14 protein-coding genes are annotated in these 20016 nt (G+C 64.4%); 1 reads left to right on the forward strand and 13 read right to left on the reverse strand.

What is annotated here, in order from left to right; translation table 11 throughout:
* Positions 1–273: 273 nt before the first annotated feature.
* From AC04PT_RS16300 to AC04PT_RS16350, 11 genes are all read right to left on the reverse strand, one after another.
* The gene (locus AC04PT_RS16300) at positions 274–1122 is read right to left on the reverse strand and encodes an ABC transporter permease (RefSeq protein WP_482874788.1); all 849 of its coding nucleotides are present in this window, start codon (positions 1120–1122) and stop codon (positions 274–276) included.
* Between the two features lie 6 nt (positions 1123–1128).
* The gene (locus tag AC04PT_RS16305; protein ID WP_482874789.1) at positions 1129–1986 is read right to left on the reverse strand and encodes an ABC transporter permease; all 858 of its coding nucleotides are present in this window, start codon (positions 1984–1986) and stop codon (positions 1129–1131) included.
* Positions 1986–3077, reverse strand: a complete 1092-nt coding sequence (locus AC04PT_RS16310) for an ABC transporter ATP-binding protein (RefSeq protein WP_482874790.1) — start codon at positions 3075–3077, stop codon at positions 1986–1988. The genes AC04PT_RS16305 and AC04PT_RS16310 overlap by 1 nt, the downstream gene beginning before the upstream one ends.
* Before the next feature lie 53 nt (positions 3078–3130).
* A complete protein-coding gene (locus AC04PT_RS16315; RefSeq protein WP_482874791.1) occupies positions 3131–4192 on the reverse strand; it encodes an extracellular solute-binding protein in 1062 nt (353 codons plus the stop codon).
* Positions 4193–4319: 127 nt separating this feature from the next.
* Positions 4320–5465 carry an iron-containing alcohol dehydrogenase gene (locus AC04PT_RS16320; protein ID WP_482874792.1) on the reverse strand — a complete coding sequence of 382 codons (1146 nt, stop codon included), beginning with the start codon at positions 5463–5465 and terminating at the stop codon, positions 4320–4322.
* Positions 5462–6844 (reverse strand): aldehyde dehydrogenase family protein, encoded by a 1383-nt coding sequence (locus AC04PT_RS16325; protein ID WP_482874793.1) that lies wholly within the window; start codon positions 6842–6844, stop codon positions 5462–5464. The genes AC04PT_RS16320 and AC04PT_RS16325 overlap by 4 nt, the downstream gene beginning before the upstream one ends.
* Positions 6845–6868: 24 nt before the next feature.
* Complete coding sequence (locus AC04PT_RS16330; RefSeq protein ID WP_482874794.1) at positions 6869–8218, reverse strand: glutamine synthetase family protein; 1350 nt, start codon at positions 8216–8218, stop codon at positions 6869–6871.
* 109 nt (positions 8219–8327) lie between these two features.
* On the reverse strand, positions 8328–9368 hold the full coding sequence (locus AC04PT_RS16335) for a TRAP transporter substrate-binding protein (protein WP_482874795.1): 1041 nt from the start codon (positions 9366–9368) through the stop codon (positions 8328–8330).
* A gap of 47 nt (positions 9369–9415) precedes the next feature.
* Positions 9416–10738, reverse strand: a complete 1323-nt coding sequence (locus AC04PT_RS16340; protein ID WP_482874796.1) for a TRAP transporter large permease — start codon at positions 10736–10738, stop codon at positions 9416–9418.
* Complete coding sequence (locus AC04PT_RS16345) at positions 10738–11334, reverse strand: TRAP transporter small permease subunit (RefSeq protein WP_482874797.1); 597 nt, start codon at positions 11332–11334, stop codon at positions 10738–10740. Before AC04PT_RS16345 ends, AC04PT_RS16340 begins: the two co-directional genes overlap by 1 nt.
* Positions 11327–12088: an N-formylglutamate amidohydrolase gene (locus AC04PT_RS16350; RefSeq protein ID WP_482874798.1), complete on the reverse strand. Its 762-nt coding sequence runs from the start codon at positions 12086–12088 to the stop codon at positions 11327–11329. The genes AC04PT_RS16345 and AC04PT_RS16350 overlap by 8 nt, the downstream gene beginning before the upstream one ends.
* Positions 12089–12214: 126 nt before the next feature.
* Between AC04PT_RS16350 and AC04PT_RS16355 the strand changes: the two genes are divergently transcribed.
* The gene (locus tag AC04PT_RS16355; RefSeq protein WP_482874799.1) at positions 12215–13090 is read left to right on the forward strand and encodes a MurR/RpiR family transcriptional regulator; all 876 of its coding nucleotides are present in this window, start codon (positions 12215–12217) and stop codon (positions 13088–13090) included.
* Between the two features lie 117 nt (positions 13091–13207).
* On the opposite strand, the gene AC04PT_RS16360 is transcribed toward AC04PT_RS16355, so the two are convergent.
* Together AC04PT_RS16360 and AC04PT_RS16365 are read right to left on the reverse strand one after the other, a co-directional pair.
* The gene (locus tag AC04PT_RS16360; protein WP_482874800.1) at positions 13208–14077 is read right to left on the reverse strand and encodes a mechanosensitive ion channel family protein; all 870 of its coding nucleotides are present in this window, start codon (positions 14075–14077) and stop codon (positions 13208–13210) included.
* Positions 14078–14256: 179 nt separating this feature from the next.
* Positions 14257–19977 carry a hypothetical protein gene (locus AC04PT_RS16365; RefSeq protein WP_482874801.1) on the reverse strand — a complete coding sequence of 1907 codons (5721 nt, stop codon included), beginning with the start codon at positions 19975–19977 and terminating at the stop codon, positions 14257–14259.
* Positions 19978–20016 lie beyond the last annotated feature (39 nt).

Consider the following 20016-nt stretch of genomic DNA (forward strand, 5'->3'; position numbering starts at 1 on the left):
CACGGGTCTTAGTCGGATTTGCAGACGGCAACCAGACGCTGATCCGCGATTCCGGTCGCCGCCCTGTTAGGCGGCGGACCTGATCTCGCAGGAGGGTCTGGGCTCAGACACTACCAAAGACCCCAGCCTGTGGGAGGGCGAACAACGCAAGATGTGGAAACCCACCCTGCAGGAGACCCTTGGGTGTCACGGCGGCAACCTGCGTCAGCCAAGGCCGGGCGACGTTCCGGCCCGGGCGTGCTTTTGCCCGCCATCTGCAAATAGCCGCCGGCTCTATCGACGCTGGAACAGGATCACCACCAGCGCCAGCAGCGACGACCCCAGCATCAGCAACAGCGACACCGCGTTCAGCAGCGGCGTCGACCCTTCCTTGAGCCGGTCGAACATCGCGATCGTCAAGGGCGCATCCGAGCCCACCAGCATAAGTGTGGTGTTGAAGTTTTCGAAACTCATCAGGAAAGCCACCACCACCGCGCCGATCATGGCGGGCGTCAGGAACGGAATGGTGATGGTGCGAACCGCCACCAGCCGCGTCGCACCGAGGTTGAGCGCCGCCTCTTCCAGCGTCCGGTCGAACTTCTGCAGCCGCGCCGTGATCACCAGCGTCGCAATCGTGGTGATGAAGGAGAACTGCCCGAGGATCACCAGCAGCAGCCCGGGGCGGAGCGCCTGTATGTCGATCTGCGCTACGTCCCAGACGCCATTCGCCAGGGTCGACGAGAACACGAGGATCGAGATCCCCAGCACGATCCCCGGGATCACCAGCGGCAGCAGCATCAGAACATACAGCAAGCCCTTGCCGCGAAAGTCGTAGCGATTGAAGAGGAATGCGTTCGTCGTCCCCACGCTCACCGACAACACCGCCACGCAGCCGGCGACCAGCGCCGACGTGCCGATCGCGCGCAGGATCCCGCGCTCGTGGAACACCCCGATCTGCGGGCGGGTGTCCCCGAAGAACCAGTTCCAGGTGAACCCCTCCCAGGGCAGCGACGGAAACTGGCTGTCGTTGAAGGCAAATACCGCAACCACGGTCAGCGGCAGCGCGAGGTAGAGAAAGAACAGCGCCACGTAGCCGCCATAGATCAGCCGAAAAGAGCGTGAGCGGGGAATCGTGGGAATCATCGCGGCCTAACCCATCGTTTCTTGCAGGGTGCGCCCGGTCAGCCGCAGCATCCCCCAGACGATCACCGAAGACAGCAGCAGCAGCATGAAACCGAAGGCCGCGCCAAGCTCCCAGTTCGAACGCACGATGAACTGGTTGTAGATCATTTCCGTGAACCACAGGCTGTCCTTGCCGCCCAGCATCGTCGGCGTCAGGTAGTTGCCGAGCGACAGCATGAAGACCACGATACACCCCGAGACGATCCCCGGCATGGCATGCGGGATGATGATTTCACGCAGCACCGACAGGCCCGATCCACCCAGATCGTATCCCGCTTCGATCACGCTGTCGTCCAGGCTTTCCAGCGTCGTTACCAGCGGCACCACCATGAACAGCATTGAGGTATAGACCAGCCCCACCATCATCGCCGCGTCGTTGTAGAGCATTTCCACCGGCTGATCGGCCAGCCCGACCCATTGCAGCAGGTTCGAGATCAGCCCGGTTTCGCGCAGCAGGATCATCCAGCCGAAGGTGCGCACCAATTCCGAGACGTAGAACGGGATCAGGCAGAGCATGAACAGCACCTGCTGCAACCGTCCCCGCGCCATCTTGGCGATGTAATAGGCCACCGGAAAGGCGATCAGAAGCGTGATCGCCGTGGCCAGCACCGACATGACGGCGGTGCGCCAGAAGGTGCGCAGATAAAGCGGCTCGGTCAGCGCCTTTTCGTATTGCAACAGACTTGGCTCATAGACGCCGAAACTGACGCGCTCGCGCAACGAGATCAGCGCCATGTCGATATGCGGAATGACAATCAGCAGCCCGAGCCAGAGCACCAGCGGCGTCAAGAGCAGCACGAATCCGATCCGGGCATGCGCCTGCATCAGGCCGCACCCTTGAAGCACGTCGCCTGCGCCGCGCCCCAGCCGATATGCACCGTATCGCCGCGCTTCAGCGCCGCGAACTCGCCGGACTGGGGCAGCGTGACCTCCAGCGTTTCGCCGGCCTCATCCTCAACCAGCACCCGCGAAGCGGCACCGTTGAACAGCAGGCTCGTCACTCTGCCCTGCAAGCGGTTGTCAAAGGCCGAGAGCGCCTCAGCACTCCCGGCCAGCCGGATTGATTCCGGGCGGACGAAGATCTCGGCCCTGTCGCCCTCCGCAAGCGCCCCAGCTGCCGTTGCCCGTATTGCAAGTCCGGTCTCGGTGCGCAGCTGCAAAGCCTCCCCCTCGGCCCGCTCGATGCGCCCCTTCCAGCGGTTCGCCTCGCCGATGAAACCGGCCACGAACGGCGTGTCGGGCCGGTAGTACAGGTCCTGTCCGGTGCCTACCTGCTCGAACCGGCCGGCGTTCATCACCGCGATCTGGTCGGACATCACCAGCGCCTCGGACTGGTCATGCGTGATGTAGACAAACGTCGTGTCAAAGGCCGCCTGAAGCGCTTTCAGTTCGACCTTCATGTGCTCGCGCAGCTTCAGGTCCAGCGCGCCAAGCGGCTCATCCAGCAGCAGAACATCCGGCTCCAGCACCATGCAGCGCGCGATCGCGACGCGCTGCTTCTGGCCGCCCGAAAGCTCGTCCACCTTGCGCCCGCCGATGCCGGGCAGGCCGATCCGGTCCAATGCCTCATCGACCTTCCGCGCGATCTGATCTTTCGGCATACGCCGGCGCCGCAGCCCATAGCCGATGTTTTCTGCAATCGTCATCATCGGGAACAGCGCGAGGTGCTGGAACACCATGTTCACCGGGCGTTTGTTCGGCGGCGTATCCAGCACCGACCGCCCTTTGATCCGGATATCCCCCGAGGTCGGATCGAGAAACCCCGCGATCATCCGCATGATTGTCGTCTTGCCACAGCCCGAGGGCCCAAGGATCGAGAAGAAGCTGCCCGAAGGCACCGTGAAGGATACATTGTCCACGGCAGTGGTTCCGTCGAACCGCTTCACGAGGTCCACGCATTCCAGATCAGGGGTCATGAGAATTCCATTCGTGCGGCGGCACCCGAAGCTCGGATGCCGCCCGTGTCAGATCAGTTGGCGGCCTGAACCCGGTCCAGCACTTCGCCTTCGATGGCTTCCAGACCGGCGGGGACCGGCGGATACCACTTGATGTTGTCGATGGCCTCCTGCGGGAAGCTGGCCTGATACTTGGCCTTCAGCGCGTCCTCGGCATATTCGTCCGCACCGGCCGAGGCGGTGAAGTTGCCCGCCGCCGCGGTGATCTTGGCCGCGACTTCCGGCTGCATCACGAAGTTGATCCATTCATAGGCCACGTCGTCCGCCTGCCCCTTGGCGGGCAGCACGAAGGTGTCGATCCAACCCAGCGCGCCCGAGGCCGGGGCCACGAAGGTGATGTCCGGGTTGTCGTCGTTCAGTTTCCAGCCGCCGGTGTCCCATGCCATCGACGCGGTGACTTCGCCCGAACGCACCAGATTCATCAGTTCGTCACCGCCGCTCCAGTAGGTCTTCACGTTGGCCTTGCAGTCGACGAGCTTGGCCTCGACCTTCTCCATGATCTCTTTGTACTTCGCCTCGTCGCCATACGCGGCGAAGGGATCCTCGCCCATGGCGAAGGCAAAGCCGATCAGCGTCGGCCGCTTCAGGCGGTAAGACACCTTGCCCTCCATCGCCGGATCGCAGAGGTCGGTGTAGTCCTTGACCACGTCGCCGGCTTCGGCGGTGTTCATCACCAGGCCCGAGGTGCCCCAGACATGCGGCACGCCGTAGACGTCACCATTGACGGTGGTGTTTTCCATCGTCGCTTCCAGCATCGACTGAATGAACTGCGACTGGTCCAGCTTCGAGACATCGATCGGCTTGTAGATGCCGAACTCCATCTGCGGCCCCATGATCCGGTCCTGCGACGGCTGCGCAAGGTCGAACCCGCCGCCACCGGTTGCACGCAGTTTGGCAATCATTTCCTCGTTGTTGGACTTGGTCACCTCGACGGTGTGGCCGGTCTGTTCCTCGAACATCTGTACCACGTCATCGGGAGCATAGCCGCCCCAGGTCAGCAGGCGCAGCGTGTCGGCCTGCGCCGCCCCGGCAAGCCCGGCAATCAGGGTGGAGGTCAGAAGGATGGTTCTTTTCATGGGTCGTTTCCTCTGTTGGTTGGGCCCCGGATGTTTCCGGGGCGCGGGGTTCGGGCCTTATGGGCCTCTATCGTATCAGTCGTGTGAAACCGTCATGGTTTCAGAGGGTCGCGCGCAGGCCACGCGGTCAAAGCGCCGCCTTGAACAGCCCGGTCAGGTTCTCCTCGGTCAGGGTGATCGGATTGCCGCCGCAAGACGGGTCCGTCACCGCGCCCTTGACCAGCGAAGGGATCGCCTCTTCGGTGACCCCCAGATCCGAGAGCTTGCGCGGGATGTTCAGGCTATCGTTCAAATCCTGCACGAAAGCGCGGAACCCGTCAAAGCCGCCGTCGATGCCAAGATAGGCGGCCGCGGTATCGAACCGTTCGCGAATGACATCGGCATTGAACGCCAGCACGGCCGGCATGCAGACCGCGTTGGTGGTGCCGTGGTGAGTATTGAATTGCGCGCCGATGGGGTGGCTCATCGCATGTATCGCGCCGAGGCCCTTCTGGAAGGCCGTTGCGCCCATCATCGCCGCCGACATCATCTGCGCGCGTGCTTCAAGGTCATGGCCGTTCTGGAACGCGCGCGGCAGGTAGTCCTTGACCAGCCGCATCCCTTCCAGCGCGATGCCCTGGCTCATCGGGTGGTAATGCGGGCTGCTGTAGGCCTCGACGCAATGGGCAAAGGCATCCAGCCCGGTGCCGGCGGTGATGAAACCGGGCATGCCAACGGTCAACTCGGGGTCGCAGATCACCACCTGCGGCAGCACCTTGGGGTGAAAGATGATCTTCTTCTCATGCGTCTCGGAATTGGTGATGACGCTGGCGCGGCCGACCTCGGACCCCGTCCCGGCAGTCGTCGGCACCGCCACGATGGGCGCAATGGCATCCGCGTCGGCACGGGTCCACCAGTCGCCGATGTCCTCGAAATCCCACAGCGGCCGGGTCTGGCCCGCCATGAAGGCCACCATCTTACCGAGGTCCAGCCCCGAGCCGCCGCCAAAGGCGATCACCCCGTCGTGGCCGCCGTCTTTGTAGGCGGTAACCCCGGCGTCGAGGTTCTTTTCGTTCGGATTGGGATCGACCTCGGCGAACAGCGCGCGGCCCAGACCTGCCTGCTCCAGCACATCCAGCGTGGCCGAGGTGATCGGCAGATCCGCCAGCCCCCGGTCAGTCACCAGCAGGGGCCGTGTCATGCCCGCCTGCGCACAGGCGCCGGGCAATTCGCTGATGCGGCCCGCGCCGAACTTGATGGCGGTGGGATAAGACCAGTTTCCGGTCAGGCTCATTTCGTCACCTTCTTCAGATGGTAGGATTTCGGACGTGTGAGGTTGTGATAGCCGATCACCGACAGACCGCCGCCGCGCCCGGTCTGCTTGCAGCCGGTCCAGCACAGCCCGGGGTCGAGGTAATCGGCGCGGTTCATGAACACGGTGCCGGTTTCGATCCGGTCGCCGATGGCCTGCGCGCGGTCGATATCGGCGGTCCAGAGCGAGGCGGTCAGCCCGAAGTGGCTGTCGTTCATCAGCGCCACGGCCTCGTCGTCGTTCCGCACCTTCATGATGCCCACGACCGGCCCGAAGCTTTCGTCCCGCATGACACGCATGTCGTGGGTCACGTCGGTCAGGATCTGCGGCGTCAGATAGGCCGCTCCGTCGTCCTCGGCGAAGGGCTCGATATGCGTCACCGCGCCGGCCTGCACCGCCTCGTCGATCTGGTCCCGCACCTCTTGCGCAAAGCGCACATGCGCCATCGGGCCGATGCTGGTCTCTGCGTCCAGCGGATTGCCCAGCTTGTAGCCCTTCACGATGGCCACTGCCTTTTCGACAAAGGCATCGTAGAGCGCCTCGTGCACATAGATCCGCTCGATCCCGCAGCAGCACTGGCCGGAGTTGAACATCGCCCCGTCGATCAGCGTATCCACCGCCGCATCAAGATCGGCGTCGTCCATGACATAGCCCGGATCCTTGCCGCCAAGCTCCAGCCCGACGCCGGTGAAGGTCCCCGCCGCGGCACGTTCCATCGCCTTGCCGCCACCGACCGAGCCGGTGAAGTTGACGAAATCGAAGGCGTTGCCGGCGATCAGGTCCGAGGTGGTGCCATGGTCGAGGAAGACGTTCTGGAACACCTCCTCCGGCACGCCCGCCTCATGGAAGGCCCGCGCCATCCGTTCGCCCACCAGCAGCGTTTGCGTCGCGTGTTTCAGCATCACGGTATTCCCCGCGATCAGGGCCGGCGCGACAGTATTGATCGCGGTCATGTAGGGGTAATTCCACGGCGCGACCACCAGCACGAGGCCCAGCGGCACGCGCTTGATGTAACGTCGGAAGGTGTCGTCCTCGCCCACCTCGATCGGCGACAGCGCCGTCTCGGCGATCTCGGCCATGTGCGAGGCACGTTCGTTGAAGCCGCCGAACTCACCGCCATAGCGCACCGGCCGTCCCATCATGTGTGCCAGTTCGGTGACGATCTCGTCGTTCATCTCGCCCACGCGGGCCACGCCCGCCATCACGAGGCGCCTGCGTTCGTCCAAAGGCCGCGCCGCCCAATCGGCCTGCGCGGCGCGTCCACGGGCGGCGGCATCCTGCGCCTCGGCAAGCGTCAGCACCGGCCGTTCGGCATAGGTTGCGCCCTCGATGGGCGAGACGCATTTCAAAGTCTGGGTCATGGTGTCCTCTGTCTGTCGGCCCGGTCAGGCCATCTCGAAGCCGCGGGCGATCTCGTAGTCGGTCACGACGCGATTGAAATCTTCGATCTCCACCTCTGCGGCGCGGGCATAATGGGTCACGACATCGTCGCCAAAAGCCTCGCGGAGCATGTCAGAGGCCAGAAGCGCCTCGCGCGCGTCGCGCAGCGTGACGGGCAGTTGCTCGGCATCGGTGGCATAGGCATCGCCGGTAAAGGCCGGCTGCAACTCCAACTCCTCCTCGATGCCCTTGAGCCCGGCCGCCAGCATCGCGGCCATGGCGGTATAGGGGTTGATGTCGGACCCGCCGACGCGGCATTCGATGCGCACGCCCTTGGTGCCGTCACCGCAAAGCCGGAAACCGGCGGTTCGGTTGTCGATCGACCAGATGATCCGCGTGGGCGCGAAGCTGCCGACCTGGAAACGCTTGTAGCTGTTGATGTAGGGGGCAAGGAAATACATGTAATCCTTGGCATATTTCAGCATCCCGGCAACGTAGTGCTTCATCAGCGTGGACATGCCCAACTTGTCCTCGGCGTCGTAAAATGCCGGGCTGCCGTCCTTCCACAAAGACTGGTGCACGTGGCTGGACGAGCCTACCTTGTCCGGCGACCACTTGGGCAGGAAGCTGACAGCGTGACCCTGCTGATGCGCGATTTCCTTCACCGCGTGCTTGGCGATGGTGTGGTATTCCGCCGTGTCCAGCGCCGGGGCGTACTTGATGTTCAACTCTTCCTGACCAGTCTCGGCCTCGCCCTTCGAGTTCTCGATCGGCAGACCCGCGGCGTAGAGGTGATTGCGCACCGGGCGCATCACATGCTCTTCGCGGCTGGTCAGCAGGATGTTGTAATCCTCGTTATAGCCCGACAGCGTGGCTAGATCGCGGAAGCCCGATTTGCGGATCTCATCGAAGGACTTCTCGAAAAGGAAGAACTCCAGCTCGGTGGCCATCATCGGCGTGAAGCCCATTGCCTCGGCCCGCGCCACCTGTTTCTTCAGCATGGCGCGCGGCGAATGCGGCACCTCCTGATGCGTGTGATGGTCGAGCACGTCGCAAAGCACCATAACCGTGCCCGCGAGCCACGGCATCGGCCGCAGGGTCGACAGGTCCGGCTTCATCACGTAGTCGCCATAGCCCTGTCGCCAGGAGGTCGAGGCATAGCCTTCGGGCGTCGCCATCATCAGGTCGGTGGCCAGCAGGTAGTTGCAGCAATGGGTTTCTTCCCAGGCGCTGTCGATGAAATGCGCGGCGTGGAACCGCTTGCCCATCAGCCGGCCCTGCATGTCGACAGTGCACACCAGCACGGTGTCGATCTCTCCGGCGGCGAATTTCGATTTCAGATCTTCGAATGTCATGGGCATCCCGGTTTCGTCTAGGAGTGTCGCAGCCCCGGGCTTGACCCGGGGCCTCTTGGTTTGACGTGAGGTCCCGGGTCAGGCCCGGGACAGTGCTGTATGTCGCGGCTCAGGTATTGTAGCGATACGGACGTCCGGCCTTGGCCATGTCGGCGTTGTACTTCTTGAAGATGTCCACGACCTTGGCTTTGGTCTCGGATTCCGCGGCGATCTCGTCCCAGAACTTCAGCGCCGCCTGCTCGACCTTGTCCCACTCGGCATCGGGGATGGTGGTCAACTGCATCTTCTCGCCGTGCACCCGCAGGCTGGCCTCGCCGCCCCAGTACCACCACTGGCGGTAATAATGCGACTGCTCCATGCAGGTCGCCAGCAGCAGCTTCAGGTCTTCGGGCAGCTCTTCGTAGCGGCCCATGTTGGCGAAGAAGTGCCCGATCCAGGCGCCCGAGATGTTGTTGGTCAGGAAGTAGTTGGTCACATCCGCCCAACCGACGGTGTAGTCCTCGGTGATGCCCGACCAGGCGATACCGTCCAGCTCGCCGGTCTGCACCGCGACCTCGATGTCCTCCCACGGCAGCGTCACCGGCACCACGCCGAACTGGCTGAGGAAGCGGCCGGCGGTGGGGAAGGTGAAGACCCGCTTGCCTTCCAGATCGGCGAGGCTGTTGATCGGATCCTTGGTGGCGAAATGGCACGGATCCCAGGACCCGGCCGAGATGTGCTTGACCCCGACCTTGGCGTATTCCTCGGCCCAGATCTCGTTCAGGCCGTACTGATTGAACAGCACCGGCACGTCCAGCGAATAGCGCGAAGCAAAAGGGAAATAGCCGCCGAACACCGTCACCTCGGTCGGCGAGGCCATGGAATCGTCGTCCGACTGCACCGCGTCGATGGTGCCGCGCTGCATGGCGCGGAACAGCTCGCCCGTGGGCACCAATTGGTCGGCATAGAACAGCTCGATCTGCATCCGGTCGCCGGCGATGGCGTTGAAGCGGTCGATCGCCGGCTTGACCACGTGCTCGGCCAGCGCTGCCCCAGCGTAGGTCTGCATCCGCCAGGTGATCGTCGATTGCGCCAGCGCCGGTGCCGCCAGGGGGGCTGCCGCCATGCCGACACCGGCGGTTTTCAGGAACTTTCTTCTCGAAGTGGTCATGTCCATTCTCCTTGTTGAAATGCGTCCCCCGACCGGGGCTTCTGGGGTTATTTTCCGTAAACGAGGTTCGGCAGCCAAAGCGCGATTTGCGGGAATATCATCACCAGCGCCAGCGCGCCCACCATCACCATCGCGAACGGAATGATCGAGCGGTAGATGTCGCGCAGTCCGATCTCGGGCGGCGCCATGGCGCGCATGAGAAACAGGTTGTAGCCGAACGGCGGGGTCATATAGGCGATCTGCGTGGTGATCGTGTACAACACACCGTACCAGATCAGGTCGAAGCCCATCGCGCCGACCAGAGGCACGTAAAGCGGCGCCACGATCACCAGCATTGCTGTGTCATCAAGGAAGGTTCCCATGATGATGAAGCTCAGCTGCATCAGGATAAGGATCATCCACGGCGACAGGCCCAGCCGTTCGGTGAACAGCGTCTCGATCGCGCGCACCGCTCCGAGCCCATCGAAGATCGCGCCGAAACCCAGCGCGGCGAGGATGATCCACATGAACATGCACGAGATCGCCAGCGTCTGGCGTACCGAGACTTCGAAGACCTGACGCGTCATCCGCCCCTTCAGGATCGCCGCGACGAATGCCGCCATCGCGCCGATGGCCGAACTTTCCACCAGCGAGGTCCAGCCCTTGACGAAAGGCACCATCATCACCGCGAAGATCACCAGCGGCAGGATACCGGCCCGCAGCAGGCGCAGTTTCTCGGCGCGGCTCACGTCGCGCTCCTCGGCCGGCAGCGGCGGTCCAAGTTCGGGCTGAACGCGACACCGAATGTAGATGTAGATGATGAACAGCGTCGCCATCATCAGCCCCGGCATCACGCCCGCCAGCCAAAGCTGCCCCACCGGCTGCCGCGCGATCATCGCGTAAAGCACCAGCACCACCGACGGCGGCACGAGGATGCCCAGTGACGACCCCGCCTGGATCACCCCGGTCACCATGATCTTGTCATAGCCCCGTCTCAGCAACTCGGGCAGGGCAATCGTCGCCCCGATCGCCATGCCTGCCACCGACAGCCCGTTCATCGCCGAAATCAGCACCATCAGCCCGATGGTGCCGATGGCAAGCCCGCCCCTGACCGGCCCCATCCAAACGTGGAACATCTTGTAAAGGTCGTCCGCGATCTTCGATTCCGAAAGCACGTAGCCCATGAAGATGAACATCGGCAGCGTCAGAAGCGGATACCATTTCATCAGCTTCATTGCCGCCGAGAACGGCACATCGACGCCCCCGGTCCCCCACAGCAGCAGCGCCGCCAGCGCGCCGACGAAGCCGATGGCGCCGAACACCCTCTGCCCGGTCAGCAGCATCAGCATCATGCCCGAGAACATCAGGATGGCGATCATTTCATGGGACATCAGATCTCCACCCCGCGAATGCGGCCAATATCGCGGAAGAATTCGGCGAGGGTTTGCAGCAGCATCAGGAAGATACCGAAGGCCAACAACAGCTTGACCGGCCACAGAAACGGCCGCCACGCCGTCGAGGACCGTTCAAGGAAGCCAAGGGTCTCGCCCGCCGCGTCGAATCCGCCGGTGAAGAGCGCACCAAAGAACTCCCTGAAGTACTCCACCGGCGCCATGCCGAAATAGCCCATCGCATAGGCCAGCGATCCCAGCGCGCCGTAAAGCAGCACGCCCAGATAGAACATCAGGAACAGCACCGTGAAGGCGTCGAACCAAGCCTTGGTCTTCACCGACCAGCCGCCATAAAACAGGTCCATCCGCACGTTCGATCCAAGCTGGATCGAATACGGCCCGCCAAGGATGTAGTACCCCACCATCACGAACTGCGCCGTCTCAAGCGTCCAGAGCGAGGGCAGGAAGGCCACCTTGGAGACCGTCGACCACAGCAATACCCCGATCAGCACGAAGATCAGGTACATCGCGATCCGCCCGATGAAGCGGTTCATGGCGTCGACGCCGTGCACGAAAGCGGTGATCATTCTAGGCATCCGCAGCCTCCGCGGGATGGGCGGCCAGCGCCGGGCGCAGCATCGCAAGAAGCGCGTCGGCAACCGCAGCGATGTCCTGCGGCGTCTCCAGCAGATCGTTGCGCACCTCTAGCATGACGTTCGGCAGCCCGCGCGCGATCCCGTGCAGCCTCAGCGAATGGGTCACGCCGTCTTCCGGGCCATATGGCTTGTTGCGCTCTACCTGTAGGTCCTCGGGCGCATGTGCCAGCATCACCTCGGCCAGCCGGGCATCGCTGTCATGGAGGATCCCGATCTCGGTCGACCGATGTGTCCCGAAATACACCGGCGTGAAGCTGTGCACGGTGACGATGGCCCGGGCCCGCGCGTCGAGCAGGGACCCCACGGTGTCGCAGAACGGCCGATACACCGTCTCGATCCGCTCGGCCCGCGCCTCGGCGCTCAAGCCGGCGTTTCCGGGTATCTCCACCACTTCCGAGCGTACCGGCATCGCGCCCGCCACCTCGGGCGGGCGGTTGATGTCATAAACCACCCGCGATACGCGCCCCGCCACAAGCGGCGCATCCAGCCCCTCGGCCAGTATTTCCGCCAAGGCGAAAGCACCCGGATCCCAGACCGCGTGGCTCTGGCGCCACTCGGGCTTCAGGCCAAGATCGCCGTACCGCTCGGGAATATGGGAAGAAGCATGTTCGCACAGCAGCAACACCCCACCGGCCCCCGTGGAATTCACCACGTGCACCGTCGCGTCGCTGCTGTCCTGACCGCTTTCCGCCATCTCTCCCCCGCTTTCTGAAAAAAACTTTCCACACCCCGCCGGGTGTGTCAATATTTCTTCACGGACATTGCAGCAAATGTTCACTCCCGGGCATCCGCCCGCAACCCGAGCGCAAGGACCTCAGCCGTGAGCCAGCCCGATACCACTGTGAGAGAGCTGATCCGGCACCACTATTCCGGCCTTACCCAATCGGAACGCAAGTTCGCCAATACCCTGTTGGAGGATTACCCCTCGGCTGGTCTGGCCTCGATTACCGTCGTCGCCGAACAGGCCGGGGTTTCGGCGCCAACCATCGCGCGTATGGTGCAGAAGCTGGGGTTCAAGGGCTTCCCGCAGTTTCACAAGGCGCTGCTCAAGGAATTGCAGGCCAAGGTCTCGGGCCCCACCGAACGCCGCGCCAACTGGGCCACCGAGGCCCCGGAATCACACCTGCTGAACCGCTTCGCCGAGGCGGTGACGCAAAATATCCAGACCACCTTCAGCAACGTCCCCAGCGATGCGTTCGACGCCGCCGCGCACCTGCTGGCCGACACCGAACACACACTCTATATCGTCGGTGGACGCATCACCCATGCGCTGGCCGACTATGCCTTCACCCACTTTCAGGCAGTCCGGCCCAAGGTGATCCACCTGACCTCTTCGTCTGCCACATGGCCGCACTACCTTGTGGATATGGCCCCCGGCGACACGCTGCTGATGTTCGACATCCGCCGCTACGAATCCAGCCTGCTGAGGCTGGCCCAGCTCGCCTCCGAACAAGGTGTGCAGGTCGTGCTTGTCACCGACCAATGGTCCAGCCCGGTCGCCAAGATCGCCACCCAGAGCTTCAACTGCTGGGTCGAGATCCCCTCGGCATGGGACTCCAACGTATCGACACTCATGCTGCTGGAGGCGCTGATCGCAGCCGCTCAGGAAGAGGCCTGGGCGCAAACGCAAACCCGGTTCGATACCCTCGACCGGCTGTTCGAGCAGACCCGCCTGTTCCGAAAGCCCGGCTCCTAGGCCGATACAGCCGGGTGTGCTCCGCCCGCTGCCGGTCCGTGGAACATGGCTGTGGCGCATAATACGACAGACCACCAAGCATCCGCGCCCGCAATGGCATGGGGCGCCGAGCTTGGCTCACGCCTCGGCATCGCCCTTCTGCAAGGCCAGCGGCTCCTTGAAGGTCAGGGTCCGGTACGGGAACGGGATTTCAAGGCCGGCGTCGTCCAGCGCCCGCTTGACCCGCGCGACCACTTCGTCGCGCGACTGGCGCACCTCGACCGGCTTCGACCCGGTCCACCACGTCACCTCGAAATTGATCGAGGAATCCGCGAACTCCTGCGCGAAGATCTGCACCGGCCTGCCGTCGGTGACGACGCTGTCGCACCCCGAAACCGCGTCGTGTATGACATCGCGCGCCTGATCCACGTCGACGTCATAGGCGACGCCGCAGATCACCGTCACGCGCCGCTGCTCAAGATCCGTGCGCACGGTTACCGGGTTCTTGAACAGGATCGAGTTCGGCACGATAACCAACTGCCCGTCGGTCTGCCGGATGTGGCTTTCACGGATCGCGATGTGGCGCACCTCGCCCTCGATGCCTTCGCATTCGATGTAATCGCCGATCCGCATCTCGGGACGGAACAGGATGATGATGCCCGCGAGGAAGTTCTCGAACACGTCCTTGAACGCAAAGCCGATGGCAACCGATCCGATCCCCAGCCCGGTCAGAATGCTGGCGGGCGTGAGGTTCGGAAAGACGATGACCGCGGCGATCATGAGCCCCGTGATCCACACCGCGATCGACACCAGCAGCGAAAACAGCTCCTTGAGGCTGGGCCGCAGCTTCGTCCGCGCAAGCACGCGCTGCATGACGTATTGCGCCACCTTGTTCACGACGGCGGTCAGGACAATGACGACCAGCGCCACCACGATCTGCGGCAGATGTTCAAGGAATGAGCGGGCCATTTCGCGCAACTGGGCGACGAGGATCTTGACAGGTTCCAATACTGCTCCTTCTCGAACGCGGCGGGTGGCGATACAGTAGCGCGTCCAGATCGCACAGCAAGAGCCCAGGACGTGTGCACCGACAGGTCAGACCGGGCCCATTCCCCCGGATTGCCAAGCGAATTTCAACACTGAACGTTGCGGAAACCGTTACCGGAACGTCGCCCTGTCCGCGTCAGTCAGCCGCCGAGGAACCGGTCGAGCAGGGCCCAGAGCCCGTCGTCGAGCTTTACCCTCAGCTTCAGATAGGCACCGTCCTCCAGAAGCGCGCGATCGAACGGCAGGCCCTCTCGGGCGTGGACATAGCCAAGCGAGATCATCGCGCCCGGCGTCGCGACCCACCCGGCTTCGACCCCCAGCGCCCGGGTGGAATAACCGCTGTCGTCCCACATGTGATAGGCGTTTACTGAGCCCTCCAGCCGATCGGCAACGATCTCACCGGTGACGCCACCCTGCACAAGCTGCATGACCCCGGGCACCGCTGCGCCGGTCGCATAGACCTCTTCGCTGGCTTGCCCGGCATACTTGCCGTTCAACCGCACCCGCGTGGTCGCGTCCCAGGTGCCGGCAACCGACCACAGGTGATCCATGCTGTGCGTGGCGCCTTTCTCCAATCGGTTCTCGTACCAGGCCAGCAGGTTCAGCCGCGCCTCGGACTTCGGACGATAGGCCATGCCTGCGCGCAACCGGTGTCTATGCCTGTCCGGTCCCTCGCCGCGCCCGTCAAAGGCATAGCGGCTGCGCGCCAGTATCGTCAGGTCTTCCGTCACCTGACCGGCAAGCCCTGCGTCGGCATAGGCGGTGTACCCGGTGTCTTCGATGGTCTGGTCCAACGCCGCTTCGCCGATCCAGCGGCCATCCTCGGAGTTCCATTTCACCCCGAGCGCAAGGCTGGTCAGCCCGCTGTCGGGCACACCGACATCGAAGCTGTGTTCAAGCCCGGCGCGCAGCGATAACCGGTCGCTGACCTCAAAGGCGCCGTCGAACCCCTGAACCATGTGTGGTGTTCGGTCCGCATCCGCCGTCATCTCCGACGTGCCGGTCAGCCAAGGCGACAGGCGATATTCCGCACCAAGACTGGCCAGCGTCAGGCTGTCCCCCTCCGGTCCAAAGGACAGCTCAGCCCGCCCGAAAAACCGCAGTCCCTCGCGCACCTCGGTGTCGCCACCGATACGCAGGGTGCCTTGCTCGGCGCCGCGAAACGGCAATTCCAGATCGAAGTCGAGCTTGACACCGGGCGTCGACGCGGGCCGCCATTCGGCCGAGGTCAGCCAAAGGATTTCCGTCCCCTCCGCCGCGCTCTCACGCAGGTCGCGCGACCAGCGCAGCCCGTCGCTGCGGGTGGTGGTCTCACGGACCTTGCGCCGGACGCCCAGATCGGCGCTGACCCGCGCGCCGTCGTTCATCCTGTCACGGATGTAATCGGCATTCGCCGACAGGGTCGCCCTGTCGCTCAGCCTTGTCTCCCACGACAGCCCGGCCCGGTCGGTCCCCGGCCGTTCCGGCGATCCCGGCGGCGCGAAATCATCGCCAGCGGTGGACGCCTCGGCCTGCAATCGGCTGTCCGGTGTCCGGTACTCATAGGCAAGCCGCGCGGCAGTGCCCTCCCGACCCGTGCCGTCGTCGGACCGCGCGACTTCGGCCAGCACTGTGGCATTCGGCGTCAGCCGATGTTCGACAAAGCCGGCGTCGAGGGCAAAGCGTTCGTCACTGCCTGCCGGACCGTCCGACCGGATCACCCGCACCCCCGCACGCGTGCGCCCCGACAGGTCGATCACGCCCTCGCCACCATACAGCCAATAGGTCTCGTCGCTGTCGCCCTCGATCTGCCATGTGACGCGTACCGAGACCGGATTGCCGTCGTCGTCGGCCTGCCGGATCGGATAGTCGAAGATGATCGTGTCGCGGAAAAAATCCAGCGAGTAGTCGATCAGCCGCCGCAGGCGCCGGGTCGACAGGATCTCGCCGCTGTCCTTGTCCCGCACAAGGATCTCCACAAGGTCGGACCCCTCGCGAAAATTACGCAGGTCGATGTCATAGGGCCCCGAGATCCCGCGGCCGCGAAACTCGACCGTCCGACTTTTCTGCGCAGTCCGCGCGGCAAAAACCTTCACGCGGGCAATCTCACCCTCCCAATGCGCCTTCGCGCCTGTGGTCACATCGCGATAACCGCCCAGCTTGAACGCGGGATCCTCCGGTTCGATGGCGATATCGCCGTAGAGGATATAGGACGCGCCCTTTTCGACCTTCACGAACAGGTTGGTCGAGGATTGCGCGTCAAACCCGCGCTCGGAATTGTCGCCGTAGACCGGATAGTATTCGTCGGCGCGGATGTCGCGGAACAGCCGGTCCTCGGTGTCGCGGTCCGAACTGTAGCGCAGGGTCAACAGCGCGTCGCCCCGGATGCGGCCCTTCAAATACATCTCGCCCCTCAGGCCGGCGACCGTGTCCTCGAACGGGCTGAGGGCCGTATCATCGATATGGAGATGCCCGTCCTTCAGCCCGACGGAGCCCTCGATGACCCCCACGAGAGTGCGGTCCGCGAGATCGGGTTTGAACATGATCCGCGCACTGTCGCTGCCAAAGCCGCTCTGCACGGAGATGACCTCCGGGCCAGCCGCCTGCGGTGCCAGCAAATCGAACCTTGCCTCGCCGTTGTCGATATAGGCCTGCAAGCCCGGTTGGTCCTGACGGATGTCGGTAAGGTCCCACGTCGCGTTCCGCGCCTCCAGCGTCACCACCGCAGAAGCCTGGGCAAGGTTGCCGCGGGCGTCGAGGATGCGCACGACGACCGGCAGAACGCTGCCGGGGCTGGCCGCGGCCTCAGACGGGGCGACGATCTCGATCCTCGCCGGGTCGCCGGGGGCGGTCACCGTGATCTCGGCCGTCTGTCGCGTGATGCCGAAGGTGTCGCGGCCAATCATCCGCAGCCGGTTCGGGCCGGGATTGAGCCGCAGCGCCACGTATTCCTTGGCCTGCAAATTGCCACGATCCCAAACCGCGTGTTCGCCCACACGGTCGCTGCCGACCTCTGCACCGTTGAGTTCAAGTGTCAGGGTCAGGTCCGCCGGTCCCTTGATGCGCAGCTTCAGGCTGCGGCGATCAACCCCGTCGCCGTCGGCGAGGCCGATGAAGCCGAAGCCCGGCCGCAGGTCCTTGAGGATCGTCTCAAGCGTCCCCACCGAAACACCCTCCGGCGCCGCGAGTTCGGAACTCGTGCCTGCGACGGCCTGTCCGGGTCGGTGAGTATAGACCTGCGTGGTGGTGGCCAGCCCGGCCTCAGAGCGGACGGCACGCAAGTCTGGCGTCGCGGCATCGATCGGCAGGTCTGACAACAGGCCGGCCTCGTCGCCATCACGCCCGGCCAGCGCCTCGGCGCGCTGGCGAACCTCGGCGAACGACGCCGCCGAGCACCCGCCGAGCGGAAAGTTCTCGGCCCGTACCTCGCCGCGTTTCAGCGCCACCAGCCGAGATCCGGCCCGCAGCATGTCAGCCGCCCGTGACACGCGTGGACGGGCGTTCGCCGGCAAGGTCGCGTTCTGAAGTGCCAGCACATGGCTGACCGGTTTCAACCCGAACAGCGAATATTTGCCCTCCGCGTCGGTCACGACCGCCAACCCCTGCTGGGTCACGATCCGTACGCCGGGCACGCCCAGTTCGTCCGGTCCGTCGATGATACCGTTTTCGTTGCAGTCCAGAAACACCGTGCCGATGACCGCAGCCTCGCGTGAGAACACGCCGCCTTCGGCGTTCAGCCTGACCCGCGCCCGCGCCGTGTTCGAAACGCGCCTCTGCCCGGTGCCCGCTTGCGTGCCATAAAGCACGGCTTCGTTGATACGGTCACCGCTGCGGGTGGTGGGCGTGAAACGCACGACATATTTCAACGTCACGGTCTTCAACGGCGGAACATGCCCAAGATCGAAGACCAGCGCACCGCCGTCGTTCGCGACAGGGTCGGCGATCCGGTCACCCTCCAACCGGGCCGAGCCCGCGACGATCACGGCACCACGCGGCAGGCGGTCGGCAATACGGGCCTGCTGCAGGGCCTGGTTCATGTTGTTGGTGGCGGTCACCGTGTAGAGCACGAACTCGCCGGCCTGCACCTTGTCCTTGCTCGCGGTCTTCGTCAGAGCGAGCGGCACGCCGTAGAACGGGTCCAGCGGCAGGTCCAGCCCGCCGAACACCCCGCCCTCGTGGCGAAAGAGGGCTCCGAAAGAGCCCTCGGCATCCACCAGCCGGTTGAAATTCGGGAACGACCCGCGCAGCGACGGATAGCTGTAGTCGGGCGGCGGGGTGACATGCAGCCGGTATTCGCCCGCGCCGATCAGGCCCAGCGCGACGAAACCCTCGGCACTCGAGGTCCCGGTGGCGACCGGCCCGCCCGCGGCGTCGCGCAGCTCGACCGCAGCCGTGGCTATGGCGGCGTTGGTGACACTGTCGAACACGTAGATACCGGGCGCCACCTGCAGTTCGTCTTGCGCGGTCAAGCCGCCGCACACGCCCGTTCCGGTCAGGGTGTCGGCATTGCCGGTGGCCATCACCCCGTCACCATGGGCTGCCACCTGCATCCGCGCCAAGGGCAGGGGCCCGGTGACGAAGATGCCGGAGTTCGGCGCCGTCTCCGTGGCGATCACCGTTTCGGCGTCGCCGGTGGTGCGGCTGCGCACCGTTATCTGCACCCTGTCGACATCGTGGCTGGCGTTGCAGGCTCCGGACACCGCCCGTAGCGCGGTGTCGGTCCCGGGCTGGCCATGGTGGGCGGGCTCGCCGGTGCCCGGCACGATGAATTCCAGCGCGATGGCGGCCTCTGCCCCGGCTTGCAGCTTGACCGTGTTCGATGGCACCTGCAGCACGCCCGAGGCCCCGCCGATGAACGTCTCGGCCAGGTTCCGGACCTCCGCCGCACCCAAGGCCGACGGGCGCAGAACGGAAAAGACCAACTCCCGATACTGGCCGACCGGGTAATCCCCGTCATGCAGGAATGCCACCGCGTCGACCCTTGCCAGATCCGCGGGCGGGCGGGTGACGTATTGCTGTGCCGGCGCGCCCGCCAGGTGATAGAGCATCCGCAGCGACGCCGAGGCCCCCGCCGACAGCAGGCGGGTGTTCAGCGGGATCGGATCGCGGACCAGAACGCCGCTGACGCCAGCGCCGTCCACGGTGATCCGCACGCCGTCGACCGATCCGTATGCGGCGACCGGACGCAGGGAATTGTTGAACAGTTTCAGGCGGTAGGTGATCTCCGTTCCCGACGGCGTGTCAGTACGGCTGTAGCCCTTTTCCAGTTGCAGCGTCGCGTCGACCACCTGCACGCTGCCCGTTCCCTGCCCGACGCCTGTCGCTGCGGCACTGCTGCCCATCGTCTTGCCGCGCGCGACCAGACGCGAGGTCACAAGGTCCCCCGGTGCGGCCCGTATCGAGACGTCGAAGACATAGATCAGCGACAGGGTCTCGCCCACGGCCAACACCACGCGGTCGCCAAAGGCAATCTGGCGGTCGGCGTCGTCAAGAACGCCGTCACCGTTGGCGTCAATGAACAGCCTGCGGTTCTCGATCGCACCGGGGGTGCCACCTTCGGCGACGTCGAAGGCCATTTCCAGCGCGACATTGCCGGCATTGCTGACGTCGTACTGGTGATACGAGGTCGCGCCACGGGCGAGGATCAGATTGCTGCGGCCCGACAGTTCGAACGCCGGCACCATCAGGATCGCGGCGTTTACGGTGTTCGACGTCACGGTCTCGACGATACCGAGGCGGGGATTGAAGTATGTCGCTGTGGCGGTATTGCGGATCACCTGTGCGGTTGGCGTCGGCTGGGCCCGCATCTCGACCGCGCCCAGCACCGTCAGCATGACGGCGGCCAGCAGCAGCGGCGCGACCCCCCGCACCTGTTTTGACACACAAGACCACATGGAACTCAGGACCTGATCCGGATCGGT

This window comes from Litorisediminivivens sp. KMU-197 (assembly GCF_056858395.1).

Coding starts and splice junctions, on each gene's coding strand:
- AC04PT_RS16305 (WP_482874789.1), bottom strand. CDS start 1,986: ATGCAGGCGCATGCCCGGATCGGATTCGTGCTGCTCTTGACGCCGCTG.
- AC04PT_RS16335 (WP_482874795.1), bottom strand. CDS start 9,368: ATGACCACTTCGAGAAGAAAGTTCCTGAAAACCGCCGGTGTCGGCATG.
- AC04PT_RS16320 (WP_482874792.1), bottom strand. CDS start 5,465: ATGAGCCTGACCGGAAACTGGTCTTATCCCACCGCCATCAAGTTCGGC.
- AC04PT_RS16300 (WP_482874788.1), bottom strand. CDS start 1,122: ATGATTCCCACGATTCCCCGCTCACGCTCTTTTCGGCTGATCTATGGC.
- AC04PT_RS16330 (WP_482874794.1), bottom strand. CDS start 8,218: ATGACATTCGAAGATCTGAAATCGAAATTCGCCGCCGGAGAGATCGAC.
- AC04PT_RS16325 (WP_482874793.1), bottom strand. CDS start 6,844: ATGACCCAGACTTTGAAATGCGTCTCGCCCATCGAGGGCGCAACCTAT.
- AC04PT_RS16350 (WP_482874798.1), bottom strand. CDS start 12,088: ATGGCGGAAAGCGGTCAGGACAGCAGCGACGCGACGGTGCACGTGGTG.
- AC04PT_RS16315 (WP_482874791.1), bottom strand. CDS start 4,192: ATGAAAAGAACCATCCTTCTGACCTCCACCCTGATTGCCGGGCTTGCC.
- AC04PT_RS16345 (WP_482874797.1), bottom strand. CDS start 11,334: ATGCCTAGAATGATCACCGCTTTCGTGCACGGCGTCGACGCCATGAAC.
- AC04PT_RS16310 (WP_482874790.1), bottom strand. CDS start 3,077: ATGACCCCTGATCTGGAATGCGTGGACCTCGTGAAGCGGTTCGACGGA.
- AC04PT_RS16340 (WP_482874796.1), bottom strand. CDS start 10,738: ATGTCCCATGAAATGATCGCCATCCTGATGTTCTCGGGCATGATGCTG.